Source organism: Arthrobacter sp. TB 26 (assembly GCF_000427315.1).
Classification (GTDB): Bacteria; Actinomycetota; Actinomycetes; order Actinomycetales; family Micrococcaceae; genus Arthrobacter.
In genome coordinates, this window is the sequence record NZ_AUPJ01000075.1 from 1 (window position 1) to 6,030 (window position 6,030).

A 6,030-nucleotide genomic window follows, 5' to 3' on the forward strand; every position below is an offset into this window, starting at 1 on the left:
CGCGGAGCCGCCCAGGGCGGGGCCGCTGAAGGCAGTGAAGGCCTCGTGCAGCACGAGCTGTCCGGCGCCGAGAATCACGGCCAGGGCCGGGAGGTTGAGCTTCAGCCGGGTCGCGGTAGTGGCGGCCAGCCCGGTGAGGGCCAGCAGGGCGAGCAGGATGCCGGGGGGAGGAAGCTGTCCGCCGGCCAGGGTGTGCGCGCCCGCCGCCAGGGACAGGACGGTGAGGGCCACCATGGCCGAGCGCAGGGCATGGAACGGTGCTCTGGCGGCTGTGCGCACGGAACACTCCCTTCACCAGCGGCGGCCATGGTTGCTCCCGCGGGCGTTGCCGGCTGCGGGAGGTCCCCCGATTCTACCGGCGATTTCTACCGGGCTGCGAAAAGCGTCCGGGGCGCCAGGTCACACTTTCCGGCCCTGGACGGCCGAGTAGGTCTTCCGGAGTGCCGCGATGGAGGTGTCGTAGGACTGCTGGGCGACGCCGACGAAAAGGCAGTCGATGACCATCATCTGGGCCATGCGGCTCCCGAGGGCTCCGGAGCGGAACGGGCTTTCCCGGGCCGCGGTGGTGAGTACGATGTCCGCGATCCGTGCCAGCGGGGAGTCGGAGTGGTTGGTGATGGCAACGGTCCTTGCCCCGGCCTCGTTGGCGATGCGCAGGGCTTCGACGGTGTCCAGCGTCGAGCCGGAGTGGGAGATCGCCACGGCGACGCTTCCGCCGTCCAGCAGGGCCGCGGAGGTCCAGGCGGAATGCGCGTCGGACCAGCTGTGCGCTGTCATCCCGATCCGGTGGAATTTCTGCTGAAGATCCTGGCCGACCCAGGCGCTGGCGCCGACGCCGAAGATGTCGATCCGACTGGCGCGTGACAGGGCGGCCACTGCGTCGGAGAGCTTCCCGAGGTCGAGCACCTGGGCAGTGTCGGCAATGGACATCGTCTCGTTGAAGGCAATTTTGGACACCACGTCCTGCAGCGAGTCGGTCTTGGCGATGTCCTCGTACATCTCGGCGGACACGTTGGCCACGGCCTGCTCCCGGGTCGTTTCCCGGGCGAGGTCCATGCGGAAGTCCGAGAAACCCTGGTAGCCGACCTTCTTGTAGAAGCGGACTACCGACGTCGTCGACGTCTCGCACTTCTCGGCGAGCTCGCCGATGGACAGGGTCGCCGCAAGGGCAGGTTCGGCCAGGACTGCGTTGGCGATGGACTGCTCGGAGGGCCGCAGTGAGGGCAGCGCCGAGCGGATGCGGACCAGGACCGTCCTTGACGACTCGTTTCCCGCGACTGGGCTCACCAGGGACCATCCTTCGTTTGTCGGGTGGGGACCCGCCGGAACCGGCGTGTAACGAGGTTACATGGGGCGGCGCTGTTCTGTAAGTGATTGACACGCATCGCCGGTGCCCGTAAGTTCACTGGTGACGGAAATCACGGAACGCCTTCTGAGAGAAAAGGAAAATCGGTGAGTTCAGAGAACCCCACCAGCGGACAGTTGAGCAGCGCTTGGCTCGACATCAGCACCGAGGTGCGAAACCCCCGCACGCTGGACCTGGACCGGCGCACCACGCTCGGCATCCTGGAGGCGCTCAACGACGAGGATCGGATCGCCCCGGAGGCCGTCCGGCAGGTGCTCCCGGTCATGGCGCTGCTGGTTGACGCTGCGGCGCACGCGGTCGGCGGCGGCGGCCGGGTCCACTACTTCGGTGCCGGAACATCCGGGCGGCTGGGGATTATCGACGCAGCCGAGCTGATGCCAACGTTCAACCTGCCCGAAGGCGTCGTCATCGCCCACCACGCCGGCGGCTCCGCCGCGCTCATCCGGGCTGTCGAGAACCTTGAGGACTCCTGGGAAGCCGGCATCGCCGATGCGGCAGACGTCAGGGCCGGCGACGTCGTGATCGGCATTGCGGCCTCGGGGCGGACGCCGTACGTCGGAGGCGCCCTGGACCGGGCGCGGCGGCTCAACGTCCCCACGGCTCTCATGACCTGCGCCGAAGATCCGGAACTCGGCTATCTGGCCGACTTTGTGCTGGCCGCCGACACCGGCCCCGAAGCCCTGGCAGGGTCGACCCGCCTGAAGGCCGGGACGGCCCAGAAAATGATGCTCAACAGCTTCTCCACCGCCCTGATGATCCGGCTCGGAAAGACCTGGTCCAACCTGATGGTCTCTGTTCTCGCGACGAACGAGAAGCTCCGGGCCCGGACCGTGCGGATCCTGATGGAGGCCACCGGGGAAGGCGAAGAGCCCTGCAGGGCCGCGCTTGCGGGGGCGGACGGCGACCTCAAAGTGGCCCTGGCCGCCATGCTGACGGGCGCCGGCCCCGGGCCCTCCCGCGAGGCGCTCGCCGCATCCGGCGGCGATGTCCGCGCCGCCGTCGAGACCCTGACACTGCCTGACGCCGTCTGACGCTGTCTCACACCGCCGGGCCGGGCCCGGCGCCGCTTCTTTGCAACCAAGACCCACAATCCAACGTCAGTTTCCAACCAGAAGGATCAAAACAATGAAGGTACGTCCCAGGCACCTGATCGCGGCCCTTGCGCTCGCCATGTTGCCGATCACCGCTTGCGCTCCCGGCTCATCGTCGACGCCGCAGGAGAAGCCCGCTGGAACCGCCGCCGGGTGTGCCTCCCCGGAATCGCTGAAGGTGTGGTCCTGGCGCCCCGAGGATGTGGAAGCGTACAAGAAGATCTTCGCCGCCTACGAGGAGAAGAACTGCGTCAAAGTCGACTTCCAGGCCTTTAAGAACACCGAATACAACCAGATCCTCACCACCGGGCTGACCGGCAGTAACGGACCCGACGTCGTCCAGGCGCGAGCCTACGGCGCCCTGCAGCCGTTGATTGCCGGCGGAAACCTCACCGAGATCACGGGCAAGGTCGAGGGCCTGAACAGCATGGACCCGACCATCGTCACCGGTGCCACCGGCAAGGCCGACGGAAAGGTCTACGGCGTCCCCTTTGCCACCCAGACGATGCAGGTCTTCTACAACAAGAAGATCTTCAAGGAGGAAGGCATTGAGGTTCCCAAAACCTGGGACGACTTCATGAAGGCCAACGAGAAGATCAAGGGCTCCGGCATGACGCCGCTGGCCGTCGGCGCCAAGGACGCCTGGATGATGCCGTTCATCCACGACATCTTCGGCTCGGCCGAGTACGGCGGCAAGGACTTCCGCGACGCCGTCCAGTCCGGGAAGAAAACCTTCACCGATGACAAGTACATCAAGTCCATCCAGAACCTGAAGGATCTGCAGGGCTTCATGCCCAAGGACGTGGTGGGCGTCAGCTACACCGACGCCCAGGTGTTGTTCACCAACGAGCAGGCCGCCATGTTCCCGGGCGGCTCCTTCGAACTGGCCTTCTTCCAGAAGCAGAACCCGGAGCTCGACCTCGGTGTCTTCCAGGTCCCGGTCCGCGACGGCTCCGCCTCCTCGAAGCCGGTGTCGCCGGCCTACGCCGACGGAAACTGGGCCATCAACGCCAAGTCACCGAAGCAGGAAGCGTCCCTGAAACTGCTGCAGTGGATGGGCACCCAGGAGTTCGGCCAGATGGTCGCCGACGAGCTGAAGCAGTTCTCCCCGGTCGAGGGCGTCTCCTTCAACGATCCGGTCATGAAGGAAATCTGGGACCTGTACCAGGCGAACTCGGCTCCCTACACCCTGCTGGTGGACTTCCGCTACGGCACGCCCTCCGGCACCGACCTCATGGGTTCCGGAGTCCAGGAACTGTTCCTGGACAGCAAGGACGCCTCCGGCGTCGCCCAGAAGGTCCAGGACGGAGTCTCCCAGTGGTTCAAGCCGACCAGCTGAGCCGCCCCAAGCCGCGCAAGCACGGTCCCCGCCCGGCGGGGACCGTGCTTGGCTGGCCGGCCACCGTGATATTCCTCGCCCCGGCGGTGATCATTTTCTCCATCTTCGTGCTCTACCCGATGATCACGGCTTTCAGCTACTCCTTCTTTGACTGGCAGGGTACCGCCCGGGGTGCGTTCTCCGGCGTCGGGAACTTCTTCACGCTCTTCACTGCAGAGCCGTTCAAGTCGGAGCTGCCGCGGGCGCTGATGCACAACCTGCTCCTGTTCGCCGGTGCCATGGTCTTCCAGAACACCGTCGGGCTGGCGATCGCCTCGTTCCTGTACAAGCGCAAGCGCTTCAAGAAGCTCTTCCAGACGCTTTACACACTGCCGTACCTGGTCAGCCCGCTGGTCATCGGCTACCTGTGGACGCTGCTTCTCTCGCCGCTGTTCGGCCCGGTCAACGCGCTGCTCAAGGCAATCGGACTTGGCGAGCTGGCACAGCCCTGGCTCGGCCAGCCGTCCACGGCTCTCTGGGTGATTGTGCTCGTCACCGCTTGACAGTGGCTGGGCTTCCCGATCCTGCTCTACGGCGCGGCCCTGGGCGGCATCCCGGAGGAGCTCACCGAGGCGGCGTCGCTGGACGGCGCGACGGCGTGGCAACGGTTCCGCTCGATCACGCTGCCGCTGCTGACCTCGGCGATCGGCACCGTCAGCATCCTGACCTTCATCGGGTCCATGGAGGCGCTGGCGTTGCCGTACGCCATGGGAGGGTCCTCCGGTTCGCCGGCGGGGGCCACCGACGTCCTGTCGCTGATGTTCTACCGGACCGCCTTTGAATCCGGGGCCTCGAACGCCATCGGCGTCTCCTCGGCCCTGGCTACGATGCTGTTTGTCTTCATCTTCGGCGTGGCACTGGTCTTCACGTCCATCATCCGACGCAGGGAAAGGAAGCTCTCCTGATGAGTCTCCTGACAGAGAAGAAGCCCGCCGCCGGACTGCCGGCCGCGGAGCCGAAGGGCCAGCGGCAGGCCCGGAGGAAGGGCGCGGCAGGCAGGTTCGCCGTCTCGGGCTTCCTCTGGGTTTACGCGGTGATCGCCGTCGCGCCCCTGCTGGTTATGGTGTTCAGCTCGCTGCGGACCACCCGCGAGATGGCTCGGAGCCCGCTGGCACTGCCGTTGAACCCCAACTTCGCCAGCTACACCAAGGCCTGGGTGCAGGCGTCTTTCGGGACGTTCTTCGTGAACTCGCTGCTGGTCACGATCGGCTCGGTGCTGATTTCCACTGTCGTCTCGCTGCTGGCGGCCTACGCGCTGGCGCGGAGCAAGTCCCGGGTGACCAGCATTATCGAGGCTGTCTTCCTGTCCGGGCTGATGCTGCCGGTCTACCTCGCCATCCTTCCGGTCTTCTACCTGCTGGACGCGATGGGGCTGGTGGACAACAAATTCGGTCTGGTCATGTTGTACGCGGCGCTGGGCATACCGTTCTCGGTCTTCATCCTGACATCGTTCTTCCGACAGCTTCCGCTGGAACTGGAGGAAGCGGCGCGGATCGACGGCGCCGGCAGCTTCACGATGTTCTGGCACATTATGCTGCCGCTGGTGAAACCGGCGATTGCGACCGTCGTCGTCTTCCGGTTCGTGCCGATCTGGAACGACTTCTTCTACCCGCTGATCCTGATGCGCTCCAAGGAGAACTACACGCTGCCGGTCGGGCTCACGACGTTCTTCGGGGAATACCAGACCGACTGGCCCACGCTGTTCGCCGGGCTGGTCATCGCCACCATCCCGCTCGTGGTGCTCTTCCTGGTCGCCACCAAGCAGATCGTCGCCGGCCTCACGGCCGGCATGAGCAAATAGGACCGGACGGTGGGCAACAGAGCAGCAGGAATGAGCGGTATGCAGACAGAATGGATTCTGGGCCTGGACATTGGCGGCAGCGGGAGCCGGGCTGCTTTGCAGCGACTCGACGCCCCGGCCGGGGAACCGCCGCTGCGGATCGCCGGGGACCGGATTGAGGTCCGGCCCGTCGGGATCCCGCTTGCGGGCATCCTGGAATCCCTGGTTCCGGCAGCCCACACGGCCGTCGCCAACCAGGGCGGAGTGCTCCGGGCCGCCGGCGTCGGGATGAGCGGACTGCTGAGCCTCACGGCCGGCACCGACGACGCCCACCGCACCCTCCGCGCCCAGCTGGGGCCGATGCCCATCGCCCTGGCCTCCGACGCCGTCACCTCGCTCGTGGGCGGCATCGGAC

General features: G+C 66.2%; 6 protein-coding genes and 2 pseudogenes. 6 read left to right on the forward strand and 2 right to left on the reverse strand.

Annotated elements, in window-relative coordinates; genetic code table 11:
• Both K789_RS0101590 and K789_RS0101595 read right to left on the reverse strand, forming a co-directional pair.
• A pseudogene (locus K789_RS0101590) lies at positions 1-279 on the reverse strand (hypothetical protein); the annotation flags it as partial.
• Between the two features lie 120 nt (positions 280-399).
• Positions 400-1,287, reverse strand: coding sequence for a MurR/RpiR family transcriptional regulator (locus K789_RS0101595; RefSeq protein WP_024365213.1), 888 nt, complete (start codon positions 1,285-1,287; stop codon positions 400-402).
• A gap of 165 nt (positions 1,288-1,452) precedes the next feature.
• On the opposite strand from K789_RS0101595, the gene K789_RS0101600 reads away from it, so the two are divergent.
• The 6 genes and pseudogenes from K789_RS0101600 to K789_RS0101620 all read left to right on the forward strand — a co-directional run.
• Positions 1,453-2,397: an N-acetylmuramic acid 6-phosphate etherase gene (locus tag K789_RS0101600; RefSeq protein WP_237739473.1), complete on the forward strand. Its 945-nt coding sequence runs from the start codon at positions 1,453-1,455 to the stop codon at positions 2,395-2,397.
• 94 nt (positions 2,398-2,491) lie between these two features.
• Entirely contained in the window at positions 2,492-3,796 is a 1,305-nt protein-coding gene (locus K789_RS0101605) for an extracellular solute-binding protein (RefSeq protein ID WP_024365215.1), read from the forward strand.
• On the forward strand, positions 3,775-4,338 hold the full coding sequence (locus K789_RS25900; protein ID WP_237739474.1) for a carbohydrate ABC transporter permease: 564 nt from the start codon (positions 3,775-3,777) through the stop codon (positions 4,336-4,338). Before K789_RS0101605 ends, K789_RS25900 begins: the two co-directional genes overlap by 22 nt.
• A gap of 48 nt (positions 4,339-4,386) precedes the next feature.
• Positions 4,387-4,740, forward strand: a complete 354-nt coding sequence (locus tag K789_RS25905) for a carbohydrate ABC transporter permease (protein WP_237739475.1) — start codon at positions 4,387-4,389, stop codon at positions 4,738-4,740.
• The gene (locus K789_RS0101615; RefSeq protein WP_024365216.1) at positions 4,740-5,636 is read left to right on the forward strand and encodes a carbohydrate ABC transporter permease; all 897 of its coding nucleotides are present in this window, start codon (positions 4,740-4,742) and stop codon (positions 5,634-5,636) included. The genes K789_RS25905 and K789_RS0101615 overlap by 1 nt, the downstream gene beginning before the upstream one ends.
• Positions 5,637-5,675: 39 nt before the next feature.
• Positions 5,676-6,030: pseudogene (locus K789_RS0101620) on the forward strand (hypothetical protein); the annotation flags it as partial.